This window comes from Leeuwenhoekiella sp. CH_XMU1409-2 (genome assembly GCF_037029365.1).
Taxonomy (GTDB): domain Bacteria; phylum Bacteroidota; class Bacteroidia; order Flavobacteriales; family Flavobacteriaceae; genus Leeuwenhoekiella; species Leeuwenhoekiella blandensis.
Window position 1 is genome coordinate 26,294 of sequence record NZ_JAYMEI010000004.1, and the last position, 18,255, is coordinate 44,548.

An 18,255-nucleotide genomic window follows, 5' to 3' on the forward strand; every position below is an offset into this window, starting at 1 on the left:
TTGATCTATGCACACTAGAATTACACATATACTCGCTATCCTTCTGGCAGCACTTAGTTTGTCTTGCGATAGCTATTTAGACCTTCGACCTGAGAATGGTACGGTACGCCAGGAGTTTTGGCAAACCAAAGAAGATGTTCAGGCTGCTGTAGTAGGTATTTATTCTGCTATGCTTAATACACCTCCGTCTGAAAACGATCTTACACTAGCCGAATACATTTTTATGTATGGTGAGCTTAGAGGAGGTATGGTTGCTCCTGGAGCGTTTACCTCAAATGACCAGAGTGATATCATTACTACAAATATTTTACCTTCTAACAGTATCACTACCTGGTCTCAGTTTTACCGAATCATAAACTATTGCAACACGGTAATCGACCTAGCACCGGGAGTGCTTGAAATTGATCCTACAATTGAGTCAAGTGAATTAAACAACTACATCTCTGAAGCATTAGCCATACGAGCGTATCTCTACTTTACTCTGGCAAGATCTTTTAAAGATGTTCCGTTAAAGCTAGATGCAACTTTGTCTGATGGTGATAATTTTCAACTTCCTGCGACACCACAGGATCAGATATTTGCTCAGGTTCTAACAGATTTAAATGAAGCCGAACGCTTAAGTGTCGAAGATTATGGTAACGTTCCTGAAAATAAAGGGCGTATAACAAAATATGCGATCAACGCGATGCAAGCCGATGTGCATTTATGGATGGAAAACTATCAGGAAGCGATTGTTGCTGCCGATAAAGTAATAAATTCTGGACAGTTTGAATTGATTGATGCGAGTCCGCAATGGTTCAACATTGTGTTTGCACAAGGAAATTCTACCGAAAGTATTTTTGAACTACAATACACGCCTGAAAACCGTAATCCGTTCTATCAAATATTCTTGCAACAGCCTCAGTATTTGGCTGCTCCACCAGTATTGGAAGAAGTTTTTGGTGTTGATTTTGATGACCCTGAAAACAAAGATGTACGTGGTGAGCGTGCTTCCCTTGTACCCGGAACTAATGAGATTTACAAATTTACCGGACTTAACGAAAACCAAAGAAAAGCCCTTCAGGAATCAGACACCCACTGGTTTGTATACCGTTATGCTGATGTCCTGTTAATGAAAGCTGAAGCGCTCAACGAATTAGGAAACGGCGAAGAAGCGATTGCTATTATTGAGAATCTTAGAGAAACTCGAGAAGCTATCGATCAAACACAGGAGTTTGTTACTCCAGAAGATCAAGACAACATTAGATTATACATCTTAGCAGAACGTGCTCGTGAGTTTGCCTTTGAAGGTAAACGCTGGTTTGATGTATTGCGCAATGCACGTAAGAACAATTACGAGAATCTAGACATTTTACTCGGTGTCGCTTTACGTAGTGCTCCTGCGAGTCAACAGCAAAGTATTCTTGCTAAATTGAGAGATCCCAACAGTCATTATTTACCTATAAATACATTTGAACTGTTTACCAATAAAGCCTTAACACAGAACCCATTTTATAACTAGAAAGCTATGAAAACACTATTCAGACCCTCGTTATACACACTTACACTACTGGTTGTTTTTACCGGTTTGGTTCTAAGTTGTACAGAAGAAAAATATAAAGAATCAACTGACGAAACGTTGAACATCACCGAGTTTCTAAGAGCTAATGAAGAAGAGTATTCTCTGTTCTTAGAAATTCTTGATGTAACAGATTACGCATCATTTATGAATACGTATGGCACCTACACGCTGTTCTTACCAACAAATGACGCAGTAAATCAATACCTAAGTGATCTAGGAGCTTCAAACGTTGCAGATGTCCCAATGGAAGACCTGCAAGAGTTAGCCAAATTGCATATTATCGATGAAGTGTTTACTACAGTTCAATTTAATGATGGTAAAATTGCCACACCTAGTTTACAAGGTCAGTTTTTGATCACCGGTGCTGTAAACCGTGACGGGCAGTCTAATATTACCGTTAATAAAGATGCGCGTATCATTTCTTCTAATGTTGAAGTGGGTAACGGTGTAATACACGTGATTGACAAAGCTTTGGAAGTAGCAGATCAAACTTTAGCCGAAACTATTGACGAAGACCCTTCTTTATCGCTGTTTGCCGAACTGATCAGAGAAACAGGCTGGTACGACACTTTAGATGAACCGTTAACTTACGATCAGGATAGTATTTCTAGCCATGTGAGTGTATTGGCTCAAACAAACGAGGTTTTTCAAGAAGCAGGTTTTAATACTTTAAATGATTTAAAAGAGCGCTATAGTCATCTTGATGACCCTACAAACCCGCTTGACAGTCTTAATCTTTATGTGGCTTATCGCATAATTCCAGAATTAGACTACTTGGCAGATCTTGCTGTAAAATCTGTGGTTCTTACTAAAGCACCTCTTGAAGTAATAAGCGTTAAACTTGCAAGCGATTCTTTACTACTTAACGAAGAAACTTTTAATGGCGTTTTTGAACCCGGTGTTCAAATCAACAGATCTCAAAGTGATGTAACTGCGTCAAACGGAGTGCTACATTATGTAAACGATAACTTCTTTATCAAAAAACGTTTTCCTGCTCCCGTATATTTCGATGTTGCAGATCAACCAGAATTTAGACAGTTGAGCTCGGTATTTAGAAAGCCGGGTAACTATGCAGATCTTTCCAGATCAGAGTTATCTGAAGTAACTTGGGAAGGAAACGCAGCATTTAGATTGGGTTACTTAGCTGCTGCCACAGGTGATGGGGCTCAACTTTCTCAGGCTTGGCACGGTGACGTTGTTGAACTTCTCAGACATAGAACCGGAGTTATAAATAATTTGGAATTCACAACCCCTGTACTTATCAAAGGGCGCTATAAAGTTTGGGTTTCCTATCGTCAAAATGGTCGTGCCTCAAGTTCTGTGCGCGCTTTATTTAATGGGGAAGCTTTACCTAGACTTATAAATTTCACAGAGTACGGAAACACAGATTTACCAGAACGCGTACTAGAATCACAGGGTTACAAACGCCACTTAAATATTACAACAAGCAGATTCAACTCGAGATTAGCAGGTATCATTGAAGTTCCAACTACAGGAAGACATACTATAACATTAGAATCATTGGCATACGCTGGTGGCCCATCTTGGATAGACGTTATAGAGTTCAGACCTGTTGATATGGATCAACTGTATCCAAAAATGGAAGCAGGTGGTGACGGACTAATCGATGAATAAATCAAAAACAACTAAACTAAATTAATCCAAACGAGGATGATAAGATTACAAACATATACTAAAGCTTTTGCAGCAGGACTTTTACTTCTTGCTACAGCAGCTTGCTCAGACCCTTGGGAAGATCACAGTAGCACTACAGATGATAATCTGGGGCAAAACTTAACGCAAAGGATCGTATCTGGCTCGCAAACTTCAGATTTTGGAGCACTTTTAGAAGAAACCGGTTATGACGCTATTCTGGCCGGTTCTAAAACCTACACGGTTTGGGCACCAACTAACGAAGCATTATCTAATGTTGCGAGTGAAGCTTTAGCGAGTGATGCTGCAAAAAGACTTTTTGTAGAAAACCACATAGCGCTTACCGCAGTTTCATCGGTAACCGAAGCAGATACAGTAACGGTTCAAATGCTTTCTAACAAGTACCTTGAGTTTAAAAACGGTACGGTGATGTCTGATGCTCAGGTAGTAACCGCAGATCAATATGCTTCCAATGGTCTTTTTCATATTGTTGATAAAGCCCTTGCGCCTAAGCAAAACATTTGGGAATACATCAACGCAACTGCCGATAATAAAATGAGTTCGTTCTTAATTGAACTTGATGAATTCAATTTATATCGCAGAGATAGTGTAGCCAAAGCAAATGCTGAAGATATGCCTGGGATGTTTGCTGATTCTCTTACAAACTCGTTTTTCACAAACGTTTATAACTTAAACAACGAGCAAAATAAATACACCTTTTTCTTATTACAAGATGATGCTTATGATGCTGAAGTAGAAAAGCTGGAGCCTTATCTTATTAAGAGTAATGAGGATTCTACAACTACATATGCCAGCTATTTTGCGGTAAGAGATATGGCTTTGCACAAAGCTATTGCACGTGAAAATTTACCCGACACGCTTACGTCAAAATTTGGAGTAAAAATCCCGATCAATACAGATAATATTGTTGAAGAAGTTCAGCTAAGTAATGGTATTGTGTATGTGATGAGCAGCCTAGATGTTCCTTTAGAAACACGCCTGCTTACAACGAGGATTGAAGGCGAAGAACCTTCCGGTTTCAGTCAGGGTGATAAGCGCGGAAACACGTATTATCGCGAAAAAGAAGATCCTACCGGAGAAATGTTCTATGACATTATGGTTCAGAATCACGGGGAACCCTTGTTTGCGATTTATTACAATGCCAATAACCTTTACAGCACAACCTATCAGGTTTACTGGCGCGCAATAAACGATATTCAAAACAACACCTTCTCACAACGCTTACGTTTCGGTGGTACTTTTCAAGAGGATGGTACGGTTGCAGATCCTATTGCGACCTTAGATTATACCGATGTTCCTCCAAACGATTATCAAGAGCGGTACATAGGTGAATTTACTTTAGACGAAGCAGGTATGCTGGATCTAATCTCACTTATTGCTGCCAACACCGGATCTGCAGGTGCAAATACACTAACCTTAGATTATTTAAAACTAGTACCTGTAATTAAGTAATGTCTTTTAAACCAATTGTTATGCTCAAAATATTACAACTAACCTGTATTCTAAGTGTACTGCTCTGCAGCGGAGTAACGCAGGGATTGTATGCTCAAGATACCAATGATTCTACCCCGGTAGATAGCACCTCTCAAAAAGGCATTGAGGTTACCGGTATCATAAAAAATGCCGCCACAAACACCGGTATCTCGGGAATCAATATTGCGGTAAAAAACTTCTCTGCAGCGATTAGTAACGAGGATGGAACATTTGCTATTAATGTACCTCACCTTAATGCACTACTCACCATCAGCGGACAAGAATTTCAGACCAAAGTATTCCCTTTAAACAATAAGTCTAGCAACCTGGAGATCGAACTCTTTGAAACAAGCTACTCGCAATTCTATCAAGAGTCTGAACTGCCGGGTGGTAAGCAGCTACAGTATACCAATCCTAAAGCTGCGACAACAGTAGATTTTTCTAAAGGCCAATGGGGGAATCCGGTAAACGAGTCGGTTGGCGATTTTCTACAAGGTCGTGTTGCCGGTTTACACAGTACCCGTAAATCTGGTGTTCCCGGTGCCGGAGCAAACCTTACATTAAGAGGTTTCAATTCGCTATATGCTACAAACAAACCCTTACTTATAGTAGATGGAATGATCTATGATGATGAAGACTATGGTTCTGGGATCATTCAGTATACCAGCTCTTCTCCACTATCAATGCTTGAGGTAAAAGATATTGAAGACGTAACGGTGTTAAAAGATGGTTCTTCTATCTATGGTACCAAAGGCGCTAATGGGGTTATTATTATTACCACTACCCGCCCGGTTGATCTAAGTACTAAAATAGATTTTACAATGTACGGCGGCATCAACCAGAAGCCAGACAATCTGCCTGTAATGCGTGCCGGAGATTATAGAACTTATTTATCTCAACTTATTGCAACCCGTGGTGATTCGCAACAACAAATTGCAAATATGCCTTGGATGATCGATGATAGACAGAACGAAGCCTATTATCAATACCACAATCAAACCAACTGGCAAGATCAGGTATTTAAAAGTAGCGCCAATCAAAACTATTTCTTAAAGATTAGAGGTGGTGATGACATCGCAAAATATGGCCTTTCTGTAGGCTATCTTAGAAGTGAAGGAATTATTAGAGAAACAGATCTGGAACGCTACAACACCCGACTTAATGCAGCTTTACGTCTTACTGAAAAGTTATCAGTAAATGCAAACCTATCGTTCATTCACAACACTGAAAACCTAAGAGATCAAGGGCTGGCTTACAAAACAAGCCCAATGTATTTAGCATTAACCAAAGCGCCTTTTACAGCGATCAATGCAATTAATGCCAGCGGTGAAGTATCTCCTAACCTTTCTGACGTAGATCTTTTCAATGTGGGTAACCCGGTCGCTATTCTTGATAATGGTATTGGGATCAACAAAAACTATCGTTTTTACGGAAACCTTGATTTTAACTATAAGATTTCTGATAATCTTGAAGCGAATATGCTTGCAGGTCTTACCTACAATAAAGAACGTGAATCTTTCTTTATACCAGACTTTGGTGTAGCCGATGTGATCTTACCTACTGCTATAGGAAATAACCGCAGTGGTAGTGAAGTTCAGCGTCTTTACACACTCTATACAGACACCTATTTAAATTATGGAAAGCGTTTTAATTACAAACATGGTCTTGACTTAAGATTAGGTTTACGCACCCAAAGCAACGAGTCTGAAAGTGATCTAGGTTTAGGCTTTAACTCTGCTACAGATGATTTTACAACTGTAGGTGCAGGTAGCAACTTGCTACGTGTAGTTGGGGGTTCTTTAGGAGAATGGAACTGGGTAAATGCTTATCTAAGTGCAGAATACGATTACCTTAACAAGTACTTTTTGACCTTTAACGGTTCTATCGACAGCTCAAGCCGTTTTGGCGACAATATTCAAAACGGAGGATTCAGCATTGGTGATTCGCAATTTGCAGCACTTGGTTCGGCTTCCGGAGCTTGGTTAATTTCGTCAGAAGAATTCTTAAAAGATGCTTCAGCGTTAGATTTATTGAAACTAAGAGCAAGTTTTGGTGTAAGCGGAAATGACGATATAGGCAACTTTACTGCACAACAACTTTACGTTTCTCAAAACTTGTTAGGAATTCAAGGTTTAGTACGTGGAAACATCGGAAACCCTGAACTAAAATGGGAAACCGTAAGCAAACTGAATCTTGGTCTTGATCTGGCACTATTCAATGAGCGCTTTAATGCTTCGGTTGATGTATACCAAAATAAGACTTCAGATATGATCACTTACGAGCCGGTAAATACTACAAGTGGTTTTGACTATGTGGTTTCAAACAGTGGTGATATGAAAACTCAGGGAATTGATTTAAGTCTTAACACACGACTCATTCATACGGCTGATATTAATCTTGATCTAGGGCTTAACCTGTCTCGATATGTAAATGAAGTTACAGGATTACCTGATGGACCTATAGTTACTGAATTTGGTGGAGCAACCTACATCACTCACGAAGGTCAGGATGCCAACTTATTCTACGGCTACGAGACCAACGGTGTTTATGCAACTACTGCCGAAGCTCAGGCTGCCGGTTTAAGCAGACGCCTAGACAATGGTGCTTTAGAAGCCTTTACAGGTGGTGATGTGATTTTCACAGACGTAAATAATGACGGGGTGATAGATAATGATGACCGCGTAGTTATAGGAAACCCCAATCCGGATCTTTTCGGAAGCTTTAGTGCCAATTTTAAATGGAAACGTTTAAGCATTTCTGGTTTATTCAACTTCTCAGTAGGAAACAATCTGTATAATGGAGTTCGCAATAATCTGGAAAAAATGAGCGGCTATGAAAACCAAAGTATCGCAGTTAGAAATCGTTGGGTTGCCGAAGGACAGCAGACTACAATTCCACGTGCGGTATGGGGAGATCCGCTAGGTAACGCTTCTTTTTCAGACCGCTGGATCGAAGATGGTTCCTTCTTACGTTTAAAAACTTTAGTAGTAGCGTATGATATTGCCTTAGATCTTGAGTATATCAAGTCGGTAAAACTCTATGCAAGTGCAAACAACCTATTTACCCTTACAGACTATTTAGGTTATGATCCTGAGTTTAGCGCAACCTCATCAATATTTGGTCAGGGAGCAGATTTAGGGCTAATGCCACAATTTACTACAATACAAATGGGACTAAGACTAGGACTATAATTAAGAGAAAAAATAATGACAATGATCAGAAATACAAAACATACATTAAGATTGGGCGCATTGGCTTTATTATTAAGCCTGGGATCCTGTTCAGAATATCTAGATGTTGAGCCCAAAGATCAACTCAATCAAGATCAGGTTTACCGCGACGTATTTGATGCAGATGCAGCAGTCGTAGGTATCTACGGCCAATTTATGGGACTTGCCGAAAAATATGTTATTCTTAACGAACTACGTGCAGACCTTACCAGCACAACCTTCAATTCTAGTCCGTTTTTACAGCAATTGAGTGAGCACCGTGTATCGCCAGAAAATCCTTATGCCAGCCCAAAGGATTTTTACGAAGTGATCAATAACTGTAACGATGTGCTTAAAAACTTTGATTTAATGCGTGCAGACAACCGTCTGGACAGCAATGAGTACAACGAGCGTTATTCAGATATTGGAACCTTAAGAAGTTGGTTATACCTTCAGTTAGGAATTCACTACGGGCGCGTTCCTTATATCACTGAGCCTGTTGAAAACCTAGACGATGTAAGAGATCTAAATCAATTTCCACGCATCTCATTTGAAGAGTTACTTGATGAACTTATAAACTTTACCGAAGCTTTACCGTATACCGATCTTTATAGTACTAACAGTACGCTTGTTATTGATGTTGATGGATACAATACCGGTAAATTCTTTATCAATAAAGAATGCTTATTAGGAGATTTGCAGTTATGGGAAGGTAATTATCAACAAGCTGCGGCTCATTACAAAGTAGTGATGGAAACTGCTACAGGCAGTGGTAGTGACACAGAGCGTTTTGACACGTATCGCGTTAAGTATGCAGACATTGCGAGCAACAACGACTTAGCTGTTGGTTATATTCGTTATCGTGAGCAAGATGCCCAAGCTTTAGTTAACAATAATAATCAAGGATGGCGCTCTATGTTTTCCAGAGAGCCAGACGCGCTTTGGAATACAGAATGGATCTGGTCTTTACCTTTTGACTCGAGTTTTGCTCCAGAGAATCCATTTATAGATCTGTTTTCAAATCGTGATGGTGAATATCTACTTAAACCTTCTCAGCATGTGATGAATTTATGGGAGGATCAAACGCAACGTAATGGTTTTCCTTACGATGCTCGAGGTTCAAAATTCTCCTATAATATTATCAATGAGCAACCGGTCATTATGAAGTATTTGTACAATTACCTTGATCCTGCAACACAGCTTCCTGTAGATGTATTTCAAAGAGACGGGCGCTGGCATCTGTACCGCGCTGCTAAACTTCACTTACGCTATGCTGAAGCTGCAAACAGAGACGGCCAACATCGTCTGGCAGATGCACTTTTAAATTTTGGTCTTCAAGGGGAATACACCGTACCGGGACAGGAAGATGTGACCGACATTGAACAAACCAATCTACCATTTCCGTACAACTTTGATGCGAGACAAGGTGATTTCCCATACTATCGCGGTGATTGGCATCGTAATGGTGGGGTACGTGGACGTGCTTATCTTGAACGCGCTCCGGTTTTAGGAGATAGCTTGATCAGTATTGAAAATAATCTAATTGAAGAAGCTGCTTTAGAACTGGCTTTTGAAGGAAACCGATGGGGAGATCTCGTACGCGTAGCGATTCACCGTAACGACCCTGCTTTCCTTGCAGACCGCGTTTATGCCAAGCTTAACGCCGACGGCAATGCTGAAGCTTCTGCCGTACGTACCAAATTGATGTCAAGAGAAAACTGGTATTTACCGTTTATATGGAACGATGAAGAATAAATATAACGACTTTGTTTGTGTTTAGATTTAATTCTAATTTTGAGAGGACAATGCTACGGTTTACATCGTAGCATTGTTGTTTTAATAAAGAATCAAGCCACGCTCCTTCTCTTTTACAATCAGGTTAGAACAGGACACTTTATACAGGCTGTACGGTTAACTTTGAGAGAGCACATTTTACTTCTATATAAATCAACAGTTTTAACTTTAAATATGATTCCATCCCGTTTTCATTTTCAACATCTTTTTATAGCTCTTTCTGCACTGGTATTGGCTTCAGCTTGTAAAAATGAAAACAAGGATAAAATTTTAGACGATAAAAAAACACCAAATTTCCTCGTCATCATTGCAGATGATGCAGGATGGAATGATTTTAGCTTTCATGGTTCTGAAATTCAAACGCCTAACCTGGATCAATTAGCAGGTAAAGGGCTCACCTTAGATCGGTTTTACACCTACCCTACCTGTTCGCCTGCTCGAGCTAGCTTACTCACGGGTAGACCTGCTAGCCGAATGGGTATTGTTGCTCCCATAAGTGGCCGAAGCGAACTCAATCTCCCCGACAGCATTACCACGCTTCCGCAGGCGCTTTCAAAACTCAATTATAAAACAGCCTTAATGGGTAAATGGCATTTAGGTTTAAAACCTGAAAGCGGCCCTGAGGTTTATGGTTTTGATTTTTCCTATGGTTTTCTCCATGGGCAGCTGGATCAATACGCACACACCTATAAAAATGGTGACAGCACGTGGTATCGCAATGGGAAATTCATTTCTGAAAAAGGTCACGTCACCGATCTCCTTACGCAAAGTGCGGTACATTATATAGACACCTTGCAAACTGACCAGAATTTTTACTTACAAGTAGCTTACAGTGCACCTCATATTCCACTGCAAGAACCACAAGAGTGGCTTGAAAAATACACGGGTATTAAAGATTCTTCACGCCGGGCTTATGCCGCAGCAATGACGCATATGGATGCCGGAATTGGGGAAATTCTACAAAAACTCAAGGACAAAGATTTAGAAAAAAATACGGTCGTTCTTTTTGTAAGCGACAATGGCGCTCAGGAAAAATGGGTTCCTAATACGCAATACGACGGTAAATATGGCCCTAACTATTCGTTAGGAAGCAATCTCCCGCTAAGGGACTTTAAAACTTCCAATTATGAAGGAGCCCTACGTGTTCCTGCGATTATCTCCTGGCCGGAAAATCTCAATTCGGGTACTTCTACAAACTATATCAATGTGACCGACTGGATGCCTACGTTTTTGAATTGGGCAAATGCAGAAGAGCTTCCGAGCACGGTTGAAGGAGTAAATGCACAGCACCTCCTAAAAACTGCTTCAGTTGCACGTGAAAAACCAATTTATACACGAGGACATTTACAAGAATCTATAATTCTGAAACCTTTTAAACTCATTCGCACGCGACACCTTAAAGATCCACCGGAATTTGAATTGTATAATATTGAAGTAGATCCTTCTGAAGAAAACAATATTGCTTCAGAAAATCAAGCTGAAGTTGCTGAACTTACAGCATACCTAAATCAAGAATTTAGTAAAGATACGCCTGAGGTCAACGTTGGCTTAAAAAACTAGGAAACCAAGATGTTCTCTACTTTTCATCAAAAACTTATGCTATGCCTAAAATCAAATGCACCTATTTTCTTTCCATCCTTACAATACTTCTTCTGTCAAGTTGTGACCAAAATGTAGAAGACAATATTCAAATTTCCCTTACTAATCCTGAGAACACTTCACTTTCTGATAAGGCCATTGCGATCGGGTTGACCAAATTGGATTATAAAGCTGATGCAGAAATGCATCCCCTACTCACTTTTGAAGGAGACACTATTGCTTCACAATTGGTTGACAGCAATGCTAACGGAAAAGTTGATCAGTTGTTTTTTGTTACTGATTTTGAGCCTTCAGAAACCAAAAAGATTCAGTTTAAGTGGATAGCTGAAGCGCCCCAGTATAAAGTTAAAACCAACATCCGCTTTGGTAAACGCGAGGCGCTAGAAGAGCCTGTCGCTCCTGCATTAGAAGAGACACTTTCAGCAACAGATATGCCCAAAGCGCTTGGCTTTCAAAAGTATCAAACAGACGGGCCAACTTGGGAAAATGATAAAGTGGCTTTTAGACATTATCTGGATGGTCGTAATGCTAAAGATGTTTACGGTAAAAAGAGTGCCGCGATCACTCCTGAGAATGTAGGTTTAGATGAATCGAAAGCGGTTGTTGACAATTACCACACAATGGAAGCTTGGGGACGTGATGTTTTTCCGGTAGGTAATTCGGCCGGCTTAGGCGGTTTTGGGGTAATCGCAAACGATACTATAAGACGTTTGGGAATTCTGGTAACCGACACCCTGAGCAATATTGAAAAAACACATTTCAAAATTGTTGAAAAAGGACCGGTTAAATCTACGATGCATATTGACTATTCTAATTGGAATACAGCCGGAAACACATATCAGGCAAAAGAAACAGTAACGATCTGGCCGGGAATGTATGCCTATCAAAATACTGTTTCAATTAGTGGATTGAAAGAAAATGACACGCTTGCCATTGGTCTTTCAAACATCAATAATCAAAATGGAGTTGAAGAAATCAAAACTGAAAAATGGGTTGCACTGGTGCAACACGATTCTTTAACTTACGATAGAAAATGGATTATGGGCACAGCACTAATACTCCCTGCTGATGCTTATAGCAGCTACACCGAAGCTCCCCAGACTGGACAATTCACACAGTCTTATCTGGCAAAAATGAATGTAGCAAACGAAGAGCCCGTTACGTATTATGGGGTTTCCGGTTGGGAACTTAGTCAGAACCCAAAGTTTAAAGATGCAGCTTATTTTAAAGCTTACGTAGAACAACTGGCCAACCAACTTTTCACACCAATTGACATTAATATAGAAAACAAATAAAATGCCTGTACACGCCTTTACTATGCAACTTAAACCCGGTTTTGAGGAGGAATATAAACGTCGTCACGACCTCATCTGGCCAGATCTTCAAGCGCTTTTAAACGATTCGGGAATTGAAGAATATCATATCTTTTTAGACGAAAAAAGCCTGAAGCTTTTTGCTTTTCAAAAACTAAAAGCAAATCATACCACTCAGGGGCTTCCACAAAACCCTATCGTAAAAAAATGGTGGGCTTATATGGCTGATATTATGGAAACCCACGAAGATCATTCGCCGGTGGAAATTCCGCTAAAGGAGGTTTTTGAGCTGCAAAAAAACGACTAATTTTCTGCTAAAGCAGTTCATAACCAATAAGCTCAAAGCAAGCTTAAGGTATTAATCACTTTGACGGTGTCAAACAAAAAATCCTGAATATGAATTCAGGATTTTTTGTTGTTATAAAGCTTTTACTTTCCTGCTCCTTTAAAATTCTGAGAGCTGTTTTTAAACAGTATATTAAAGGTGGTTAAACTCCCATAAATACGGGATATATACTGCTGAAGGTCTACTTTCTCCTGATCATCGAGATTTTTACTCGAGTTGATCTTTTGCTCCATCACTCGCACACGATCCCGCACCATCACGATTTTATGAAAAAACGTATCGATGGGAATTTCTTTACTCGTCAAATTGGAATCAGCGGGATTTAAGGTAATTGTTCCACCTTTAAATTTATCGGCTATTGGTACAATTTCAGAGATGTCGGAATATTTCTTTAGCAAGGTTCTAAGTGTGCTTTCTACTTCATAAAAGCTTACCGTATCAACCTCATCTTCGACAGCTTCGATCACTTCTATCTCTTCGTCCAGGTCAATAGTTTCCAGACCCTTATCAATAAAAGTAACCCAATAGTGCTTTGAGGTAACATTGGTAACCACGCCTAAGCCATACTCGTGATGTTTTAGTCTTGATCCTATTCCTAATAAACTCGCCATATAGTTCTTATTTATTCATTGATTTTGATGCTATCAATGTTCAGCAAAAAAGAAATTATGCGCAACTATTTAGAGCTTTTTATCAATCATTTCATATTGATAATACTCTTCTTTCACACTCTCGTAGTTGAGACCGTAATTCATAAAAAGCGCCATTGCGCCAAGAAAGAAAAAGCGATCAAGGAAGTAAAATGAACCAAATTCAAAGTAGTATGCAAATAAAGCCGCGATATCTGAAAAAATAAACCCGAATGCGAAGAAAATATACAACAACGATCTGTTGCTGTTGTATTTGTTATTATAAGCAATCGCCTGTACACCAAGAATCATCATTGCAGCGCCATAAACATATAATAGAATAGGTTCTAAACCGTCATGAAAGGTATAGGTAACCATACTCATATTCATAATCACATAGAGTGTATACGTGTTTGCTGCTACCAGAAAAAGTGTCACTAAAACTACACCCGGCTTAAAATTGATTTCTGAAATTTTTGGCAAACGTTCTAAAACAATAGTTAGATAGCAGAGAGTCCCCAAAATGAGATAGGTTTTATAGCCCCAAGCTTCTTCATAAAATTGAAAGAATACATCTCTACTTATAAAAAATACGAAGGCTACGACGGTCCAGAGGTTTATCTTCTCCTTTTTGAAAAGATAGTAGCAAAATAGAAGTACAATAGTTACCAGTCGTGTAAGTCTGCTGGATTCTAATTCCATGAAAGCTATAACCCCCAAATTAATAATGGCGGCTATTACAATTAAGATGATAAAAAGGTTGTTATCATCCAGCTTAAATTTAGACTTCATAGTTTTAGGTTCACTAGTGGAATTTGATTGAATAAAACATACGAAAAAAATGGAACTGAGGTTTTCTAAATAGTTGACTTTTTTTTTAAAAATCAACTATCACACCTATTCCTAACTGCTGTTTCCACTGTGTACGAGCGCCCATCGTGACCTCATCACCATCTACATTGGTCTCTGTGATCTTAATGTCGTTATCGTATTTAAGATGAGACCCGACCTTTGCCAGCACAAAACTGTTGACCTTAAAATTCAAATTAAGCTGCCAGTCAATATCAATATTACCGAAGCTGTTCAAATAGTCTGTATAGAGATTTACGAGATTGGTAAGATTTATATTATCCATTACCCTAGCCTTGAGCGAACTTTGGAGTAGAATACCGAGTTCACTATTGAAATTAGAGCCTTCTCTTATGATGTTTCCGTCTGCATCCCGTACGGCAGGCGTAACCCCAAAGGCACCATTATTTGCTAGATTTTGATCTAAAACAAATGTGGATTTGTAGGTTAAAGGAGATGCATAAATAGAAAGGTTATCTAAACGTTGACCATACTCACCTCCTACTCCGACAAAGACATAACCAGGAGCCATAAACTGCGAGATAGGCGTACTGGTGTCTGGATATTTATAACCGTTTGTAAATTGAGAAGCAAATCTAAATTTTGCCGAATAATACCAATTAGATAAAGTATCTCTACGATAACCAAAATCTGAAGTAAGCTCCAACATATCGTCAGTCTTACGAATCTCCTGCCCTTCCTGACTATTGACACCGTACCGCGTGACCAGTTTATTACGCCATTTTTTATTACTATCAGAATAATTTCGTTCAAGTACAACTTCAGCTAAACCGGAGATCGAATTACTACCACCGGCATTCCAGTTTACAAAAGCAACTTCACTTAAATCTACTCCTACACGGTTTAACTTTTTCCAATTGGTTTCAGGCTTTGGCGCCAATTGTTCAGTTAAACGCTTTACTAAATTCTTTTTTAAAGGAAGCGGAAAGGCCACGTGTTGTGCCTGTAGTCCTTCAAAACATAAAAGTATTGCGATTAAACTCGTGAAGAATAGTGCTTTTTTCAAATTAATAGCTTTACGGTTTCAGTATTAATAAGTAAACGTTCCGAAAGGTGATTTAATTGTCAACTCTTTTTGATCGGCGTTTTCAACCCGACCAATTACTTGCGCATCAATATTGAATGATTTTGAGATCGCAATAATTTCATCGGCAAGACTAGGATCTACATACAACTCCATTCTATGCCCCATATTAAAAACCTGATACATTTCTTTCCAGTCGGTACCACTTTCCTCTTGAATAAGTTTAAAAAGCGGTGGAATGTCAAACAGGTTATCTTTTATAATATGTAAGTTTTCTATGAAGTGTAAAATCTTGGTTTGTGCGCCGCCACTGCAATGCACCATCCCGTGAAGCAAGCTTCTATCTACAGAAGCTAAGATCTTTTTGATCACCGGAGCATACGTACGTGTTGGAGACAACACAAGTTTTCCGGCATCAAGAGGACTTTCTGAAACTGTATCTGTCAACTTTTTTGACCCACTGTAGACCAATTCATCCGGTACAGCTTTATCAAAGCTTTCAGGGTATTTTTCAGCTAAATACTTATTGAAAACATCGTGGCGCGCCGAAGTAAGTCCGTTACTTCCCATCCCGCCATTATATTCACTTTCATAAGTTGCCTGGCCAAAACTAGCCAACCCAACAATCACATCACCTGGTTTGATATTAGCGTTATCAACTACATCTTCCTTCTTCATTCTTGCTGTTACCGTAGAATCAACAATAATCGTGCGCACAAGATCGCCCACATCTGCCGTTTCTCCTCCGGTACTTTTAATGGAAACCCCGTGTTGCTCAAGGTCTGCTATTAATTCTTCAGTACCATTTATAATTGCAGAAATCACTTCTCCCGTAATCAGGTTCTTGTTTCGACCTATTGTTGAGGAAAGCAAAATATTATCTGTAGCGCCTACGCAAAGCAGGTCATCAATATTCATAATCAACGCATCCTGAGCGATCCCTTTCCAGACTGAAAGATCACCGGTTTCCTTCCAGTACATATATGCGAGTGAAGATTTTGTCCCGGCACCATCGGCATGCATGATTAAACAGTGGTCTTCACTCCCTGTTAAATAATCTGGCACTATCTTACAAAATGCCTTAGGAAACAAGCCTTTATCTACATTTTTAATGGCTTTATGCACTTCTTCTTTACCGGCGGAAACACCACGTTGTGCGTAGCGCTTAGAAATCTCTTGACTCATCGAATTGTTAATTATTTGGCAAAAGTAAGAAATAAAAACGTCCTGATATTTCAGGACGTTTTAAAAAGCTTTTTATTACTATTCCCAATCGGGCATAGATGCATTAGGAAAAAGCTGTATGTCACTCCCGCTGGTGGAAGAACTGTTTAAATCTATCATATAAACCGCCGGTTCAGCAGCACTATTATTTCCTTTACGGGTTAAAATAATTTCTCCTTCTGAAGGCGACCATCTTGCCTCAAGATCATTTTCTCCCTGATCAACATCTGTTTGAATTTGAGTTTCGGTGCTTGAATTTAGATCATATTTAAAAAGTCTACTTTGAAATATTCGGTAACTTGAATTTTCTGAACCGCTTATATCTCTTGTATAAATAACTTCATCTGCATTTGCTGACAAATCTATTCCTCCAGAAGCTCCATCTTCATTTTCTAAAATAATGGTCTCTTCTGTACCAGCGCTTAGACTTACTGTAAAAATTCGGGTGTCATAACCTAAAGTGTTGTTGGTTTTCAACACGATAATGTTGTCATTAAGATCGGTTGTTGCAACTTCACTTATTAAAGAGCCATTTGTGGTTTGGTATAATAGTTCACGACCAGATCCATCAGGATTTATGCTGTATAATTTGTCAAAATTAGGATAGTAGATCTTACTCCCGTTTTGTGCCCAAGCAAAATTGATTGCACTCAGTCTAAAACCATTTACAGGAATAGCAGCAGTAATCTGTCTGGTAGCTGTACCATCTAAATTCATTGTAAATATATGTGTATCTCCACCTACAGTTCTTAAAAAGGCAACTTTACCTGCTTGTGTATTCTTGCGAGGTCTAAAACTGTTATGAGAACTATGCGTTAACTGAACAACATCTGTCCCGTTTTGATCTGAAGAAAAAATCACAGAATTACCGTTTATTACCCGTGCAAAATGAAAAGCATTTGCAGGATTAGGAATGGTTGAGAACTGACTCACTTCACTCAAAACTTCTTGATTAATGTCATCTGTAACCGTTATTTGCCAGATGTATTGAGCGCCGCGCTGCAAGCTAGAAACGGTAAGTGTTGTGTCTATCAGGTTCTCAAAATACTCTGAAGTGTTTGCCGTAATATTCCGTAGTTCCAGAGTATATGTAAGTTCGTCTTCATCGTTACTGCCAGAGGTCCAAACAAAATCAACAGTTGTAGCCACATCTACACTAGTATCTTCTGGTGTCACGAGTACCGGCTTTAAGGGCGCTTTATTATTTGCCGTAGAAACCTCAAGTTCGAAGACGATATTATTTGTTCTATTTTCTTCTACACGTGCAGCCTCAAATGCAGTGATATACCCTTCCAAATCGGCTTGAACAGAATAGTCTCCTACCGGAGCTTCTTCAATTATAAATGCCCCATTAGCATCTGTAAAAACTGTGTTTGTAACAGGGTTGGTACTAATTTTCACATTGGCTAATGGCGTGTTTTCACCATCTAAAACAACGCTTCCTGAGATGGTGCCAAATCCGGTATCTTCTATTGGATCCTCACTGCAAGAAAATGCCAGTATAGCTAAAATTATAAGTAATGCTTTTTTCATTTTTCG

At 39.3% G+C, this 18,255-nt stretch carries 13 protein-coding genes; 8 read left to right on the forward strand and 5 right to left on the reverse strand.

Annotated elements, in window-relative coordinates:
• Nucleotides 1–7 precede the first annotated feature (7 nt).
• From WA338_RS05180 to rhaM, 8 genes are all read left to right on the forward strand, one after another.
• Nucleotides 8–1,501 (forward strand): RagB/SusD family nutrient uptake outer membrane protein, encoded by a 1,494-nt coding sequence (locus WA338_RS05180; RefSeq protein WP_009779304.1) that lies wholly within the window; start codon nt 8–10, stop codon nt 1,499–1,501.
• 6 nt (nt 1,502–1,507) lie between these two features.
• Complete coding sequence (locus WA338_RS05185; RefSeq protein WP_009779303.1) at nt 1,508–3,196, forward strand: fasciclin domain-containing protein; 1,689 nt, start codon at nt 1,508–1,510, stop codon at nt 3,194–3,196.
• Nucleotides 3,197–3,232: 36 nt separating this feature from the next.
• Nucleotides 3,233–4,687: a fasciclin domain-containing protein gene (locus WA338_RS05190; protein ID WP_273016647.1), complete on the forward strand. Its 1,455-nt coding sequence runs from the start codon at nt 3,233–3,235 to the stop codon at nt 4,685–4,687.
• A 20-nt stretch (nt 4,688–4,707) separates the two neighbouring features.
• The gene (locus WA338_RS05195) at nt 4,708–7,899 is read left to right on the forward strand and encodes a SusC/RagA family TonB-linked outer membrane protein (protein ID WP_272984648.1); all 3,192 of its coding nucleotides are present in this window, start codon (nt 4,708–4,710) and stop codon (nt 7,897–7,899) included.
• A 21-nt stretch (nt 7,900–7,920) separates the two neighbouring features.
• Nucleotides 7,921–9,672 carry a RagB/SusD family nutrient uptake outer membrane protein gene (locus tag WA338_RS05200; RefSeq protein ID WP_272984647.1) on the forward strand — a complete coding sequence of 584 codons (1,752 nt, stop codon included), beginning with the start codon at nt 7,921–7,923 and terminating at the stop codon, nt 9,670–9,672.
• Between the two features lie 213 nt (nt 9,673–9,885).
• A complete protein-coding gene (locus WA338_RS05205) occupies nt 9,886–11,271 on the forward strand; it encodes a sulfatase-like hydrolase/transferase (protein WP_009779299.1) in 1,386 nt (461 codons plus the stop codon).
• A 41-nt stretch (nt 11,272–11,312) separates the two neighbouring features.
• Nucleotides 11,313–12,605 carry a DUF4861 family protein gene (locus WA338_RS05210; RefSeq protein ID WP_009779298.1) on the forward strand — a complete coding sequence of 431 codons (1,293 nt, stop codon included), beginning with the start codon at nt 11,313–11,315 and terminating at the stop codon, nt 12,603–12,605.
• Between the two features lies 1 nt (nt 12,606).
• Entirely contained in the window at nt 12,607–12,930 is a 324-nt protein-coding gene (gene rhaM, locus WA338_RS05215; protein ID WP_009779297.1) for an L-rhamnose mutarotase, read from the forward strand.
• A gap of 122 nt (nt 12,931–13,052) precedes the next feature.
• Here the strand turns inward: rhaM and WA338_RS05220 are convergent, their stop codons facing one another.
• The 5 genes from WA338_RS05220 to WA338_RS05240 all read right to left on the reverse strand — a co-directional run bounded on the left by WA338_RS05220 (nt 13,053) and on the right by WA338_RS05240 (nt 18,249).
• Nucleotides 13,053–13,580, reverse strand: coding sequence for a hypothetical protein (locus tag WA338_RS05220; RefSeq protein ID WP_009779296.1), 528 nt, complete (start codon nt 13,578–13,580; stop codon nt 13,053–13,055).
• Between the two features lie 69 nt (nt 13,581–13,649).
• Nucleotides 13,650–14,390 carry a hypothetical protein gene (locus WA338_RS05225; protein WP_009779295.1) on the reverse strand — a complete coding sequence of 247 codons (741 nt, stop codon included), beginning with the start codon at nt 14,388–14,390 and terminating at the stop codon, nt 13,650–13,652.
• A gap of 85 nt (nt 14,391–14,475) precedes the next feature.
• Complete coding sequence (locus WA338_RS05230) at nt 14,476–15,474, reverse strand: DUF3078 domain-containing protein (protein ID WP_336092428.1); 999 nt, start codon at nt 15,472–15,474, stop codon at nt 14,476–14,478.
• Between the two features lie 24 nt (nt 15,475–15,498).
• Nucleotides 15,499–16,677: an AIR synthase related protein gene (locus tag WA338_RS05235; protein WP_336092431.1), complete on the reverse strand. Its 1,179-nt coding sequence runs from the start codon at nt 16,675–16,677 to the stop codon at nt 15,499–15,501.
• Between the two features lie 78 nt (nt 16,678–16,755).
• Nucleotides 16,756–18,249, reverse strand: coding sequence for a carboxypeptidase-like regulatory domain-containing protein (locus tag WA338_RS05240; protein WP_009779292.1), 1,494 nt, complete (start codon nt 18,247–18,249; stop codon nt 16,756–16,758).
• Between the last annotated feature and the right edge of the window lie 6 nt (nt 18,250–18,255).

Excerpts from the sequence above, each read along its gene's own strand:
- WA338_RS05180 (WP_009779304.1), top strand. The coding sequence starts at position 8 with ATGCACACTAGAATTACACATATACTCGCTATCCTTCTGGCAGCACTT.
- WA338_RS05185 (WP_009779303.1), top strand. The coding sequence starts at position 1,508 with ATGAAAACACTATTCAGACCCTCGTTATACACACTTACACTACTGGTT.
- WA338_RS05190 (WP_273016647.1), top strand. The coding sequence starts at position 3,233 with ATGATAAGATTACAAACATATACTAAAGCTTTTGCAGCAGGACTTTTA.
- WA338_RS05195 (WP_272984648.1), top strand. The coding sequence starts at position 4,708 with ATGCTCAAAATATTACAACTAACCTGTATTCTAAGTGTACTGCTCTGC.
- WA338_RS05200 (WP_272984647.1), top strand. The coding sequence starts at position 7,921 with ATGATCAGAAATACAAAACATACATTAAGATTGGGCGCATTGGCTTTA.
- WA338_RS05205 (WP_009779299.1), top strand. The coding sequence starts at position 9,886 with ATGATTCCATCCCGTTTTCATTTTCAACATCTTTTTATAGCTCTTTCT.
- WA338_RS05210 (WP_009779298.1), top strand. The coding sequence starts at position 11,313 with ATGCCTAAAATCAAATGCACCTATTTTCTTTCCATCCTTACAATACTT.
- rhaM (WP_009779297.1), top strand. The coding sequence starts at position 12,607 with ATGCCTGTACACGCCTTTACTATGCAACTTAAACCCGGTTTTGAGGAG.
- WA338_RS05220 (WP_009779296.1), bottom strand. The coding sequence starts at position 13,580 with ATGGCGAGTTTATTAGGAATAGGATCAAGACTAAAACATCACGAGTAT.
- WA338_RS05225 (WP_009779295.1), bottom strand. The coding sequence starts at position 14,390 with ATGAAGTCTAAATTTAAGCTGGATGATAACAACCTTTTTATCATCTTA.
- WA338_RS05235 (WP_336092431.1), bottom strand. The coding sequence starts at position 16,677 with ATGAGTCAAGAGATTTCTAAGCGCTACGCACAACGTGGTGTTTCCGCC.
- WA338_RS05240 (WP_009779292.1), bottom strand. The coding sequence starts at position 18,249 with ATGAAAAAAGCATTACTTATAATTTTAGCTATACTGGCATTTTCTTGC.